Genomic DNA, 3,029 nt, shown 5'->3' with positions numbered 1-3,029 from the left:
AGGTGCTCCGCAGACGCCAACCAGGAATCCCGCAGCAGTTGCCCCAGAATGCCATTTTGTTTAATTCCGGCCATACCTCACGTCCCTGACCACCACGAGACCGCACGCGTCCTCGCGGACCCTGGCCTCATTCTCAAGCAGGTACGACTTGGCCGACTGCTGATCAGCCTCGATCTTTCCGAGGTGAGCGCCGACAGCGTCGACGCACAGCCCCCACTGCTCCCGAAGACCGACGGTCATGCGCTCGAGCTGGTCGAACATAATGCGGTCGACGGATCGACGGGACTGCACCTCCGCCACAATGTTGCGGACCTCGTGGCACATGCTGCGGAGGTTGCTCATCCGTCTTCTGCGCAGCTCCTCAGAGACCTCCTGGGTGACGGCGATGTTCTCATTGAGACGCTTCGAGATGGACATGAGCTGGCACTGCACCGCCATCAGCGCCACCGCAGGCCCGACTTGAGGCAATAGGCTGGCCGCCTGCGAGCCCGCCGCGGGCACCCACCGCACCTGCGAGACGATCTTCCCGCTGTTGTTGACAAGCGTCCCGGTGTTAACGCCGCCCGAGACCATCGGCCTCACAAGGCCGCTATTAAGCAGTTTGACCGTGTCCTGTGTGAACCGGACCAGCCCCCGAGCGTTGACAGCACTCTGCAAGCCCTGGGCCGCAATATTCGCCCCTCCCGACGCAAGGGCGATGGCATCCGTCAGCCCGGACCAGCGCCTCATGTCCTTGCGCGTCAGTGGACAGATCCCGAGATCGGTCAGCTCCCCCACCGGATGGTCTCCAAGGAGGAGCGCTATACCGGGCTCAATCTCAACCAGGGTCGTCGCCCCCTCCGTATTCTCGGGCTCCGTCTCGACAGCACCCACATCCCGGCCCTCTGACATCGCGTGTCCTCCTTGAACGCACGCCCGCCGGAACCTGGATCGCCTCTTCGCGCCTCCCGTCGGCAGGCTGAACAATACTACACTCGGTCCGTCGTGGGTGGGGTTTGGTCGTTGTCCGGCAGGTGCGCCGCTGGTGGGAAGCAGTGGTCACAGCACCTGCACCACTGCGGAGCGCGACGGCTCACCGCCCCGGAGGCAACGAGCTCCTGGCCGGAGCCGGGTCCTCCCGGACGGCACCTCGCGCCCTCCCTGCCACATGCCTCCGGATCCCGGTCGCCCCAACGATCAGCCCACCGGTGCCCACCGCCCTGGTGAGAAGACCTCTGTGACTGGTGTACGACTGGTGCGCCACGGTGATGTGCCATAGCCCTGTGTCAGAAGCCCCGTGTCAGATTCAGCAGGATAGTGAGCCGTCGCAGGGACAGAGACAGACTCAGTCTGGATCAGTCTGAGCCAGTCCGGAATCTTCTATGTGAGGAGGCGCTTCATGTCATTCGGTCTCGGGCACGTGGTGGTGCTGCTCATCGTCATTGCGCTGGTGGTGCCGGCCCTCCTCCAAGTGTGGTGGCGCTCCGGGCTCCCCGTCCTGCGCCCGCAGCACGCGCAGCAGCACGCCGCAGCAGTGGGCCGCGCGCCCGGCCGATCGTCGTCCCCTCTGTCAGGAGGCCTTGAGGCGGACCATCCCGTTCTGTTCCTCAGCAGACACATCCTCGGCCACAGTGCACGGGACGCTTGCAGCTCATCGAGAATATCGCGCGAGCACCTGTCGCGCCGCCCGCGCGGATGCCCGTTTCTGACCGACCCGGTGAGACTCGGGACGAAAGAGGAGCTCGGCCGATCTCGACGGGAGTGCTGCTAACCGTCCAGTCGGAGACGTCCGGTGCGTGCGCCGATGACGAGAATGACGGCGCCGACCGCCGCCCACAGCAGACCGCTGACCACCCACGTCGCAGGACCCTCGGAAATGCCCAGGGAATAGCCCAGCAGGTTATTCGCCAGATGGAATCCTCCGTGGATCCCGATAGCCGCCCACGTGGACCCCGACACCATTCGCGCGGCCACGGCGGCGATGGCGAAACCGCATGGCGTTGCCAAGTATATGAAGCGCTCGGCGATTCCCTGCTGCCCGCCCTGAGAGACCAGGTGAAGAACGGTGAAGGTCACCACGCTGATCACCGCAGCCGCACGAGTGCTTCCCAGCGAGGCGAAGAGCCAGCCGCGCCACACCACTTCCTCCGGGATACCCTGCAGGAGGAACCCCAGGGTTATACCGGAAATGAGCGGCCTCCACCACTGGGAGGCGTCCCAGGCATTCCCGGCCAACTCACGCCCGTCGTCCTGGACCCCCAGGAGATGGATGACGCCGGACGTCGCGCACAGAACGACTGCCGCCAGAAGAGTCATGGCAACCAGCCAGGCGACGGCACGCGCGCTGGGGCGCAAATGCAAGCTGATACCGCGACCACGGTCCAGAGTTCGCAGCAGAATTCTGCACATGACGATCGCCAGCGCGCTCGCGGCCCCGTAGGCGATAACAAAGACCGCATATGCGACGATCATTCCCGCGGCCCCCTTCCCAAGAATGCTTCCGTCGGTCAGCCCTCGAATTCCGGGGATCAGGATGAGCAGCACGGGGAGAAAGGCGCAGGCGTACATGAGAACCACGGCGATAACCACGCGCACAATCCTGCCCACCGTACTCACACCACGAGACGGAGGAGGTTGAACGGACTCAGAATTCAGCGTCCTATCGCGCGCCGAGCGGGAATGGGGTATGGATGTGTACACATCATCGTGCTGCTCACTCATGCATTCAAGACTAGGCGCACACTGTCGCCACCCCAAGAGAATCCTGGTAGAACCAGGGATGCACGACACGGAAGTCAGGGACGCCTCAGGGTCCTCCCGGAGAGGAATCACATCAACGCGGCGCTCACCCCCGGGACGGCGCCGTCCGCCACCCGGCCCCCTGCTCAGCGCCGCTCGGCGCTCTTCTGCCGCCTGCGCCAGCGGAACAGGGCGCGATGATGGCGGGCCTGAGGTATGGCCGGAATTAAACAAAACGACATTCTGGGGCGGCTGCTGCGAGATTGCTGGCTGGTATTTACGGGGATCGCGCATGAGGATCGCCTCGTGCA

At 64.5% G+C, this 3,029-nt stretch carries 2 protein-coding genes; both read right to left on the bottom strand.

What is annotated here, in order from left to right; genetic code table 11:
• Nucleotides 1-60 precede the first annotated feature (60 nt).
• Complete coding sequence (locus O145_RS15120; RefSeq protein WP_043564487.1) at nt 61-891, bottom strand: hypothetical protein; 831 nt, start codon at nt 889-891, stop codon at nt 61-63.
• 855 nt (nt 892-1,746) lie between these two features.
• The gene (locus O145_RS15115) at nt 1,747-2,568 is read right to left on the bottom strand and encodes a CPBP family intramembrane glutamic endopeptidase (protein WP_229118625.1); all 822 of its coding nucleotides are present in this window, start codon (nt 2,566-2,568) and stop codon (nt 1,747-1,749) included.
• Nucleotides 2,569-3,029: the final 461 nt, after the last annotated feature.

It is taken from the genome of Actinomyces israelii DSM 43320 (assembly GCF_000711965.1).
GTDB lineage: Bacteria > Actinomycetota > Actinomycetes > Actinomycetales > Actinomycetaceae > Actinomyces > Actinomyces israelii.
Note: the sequence above shows the minus strand (reverse complement) of the source record. Positions and strands in the feature narration are given on the sequence as shown.

Coding starts and splice junctions, on each gene's coding strand:
- O145_RS15120 (WP_043564487.1), bottom strand. CDS start 891: ATGTCAGAGGGCCGGGATGTGGGTGCTGTCGAGACGGAGCCCGAGAAT.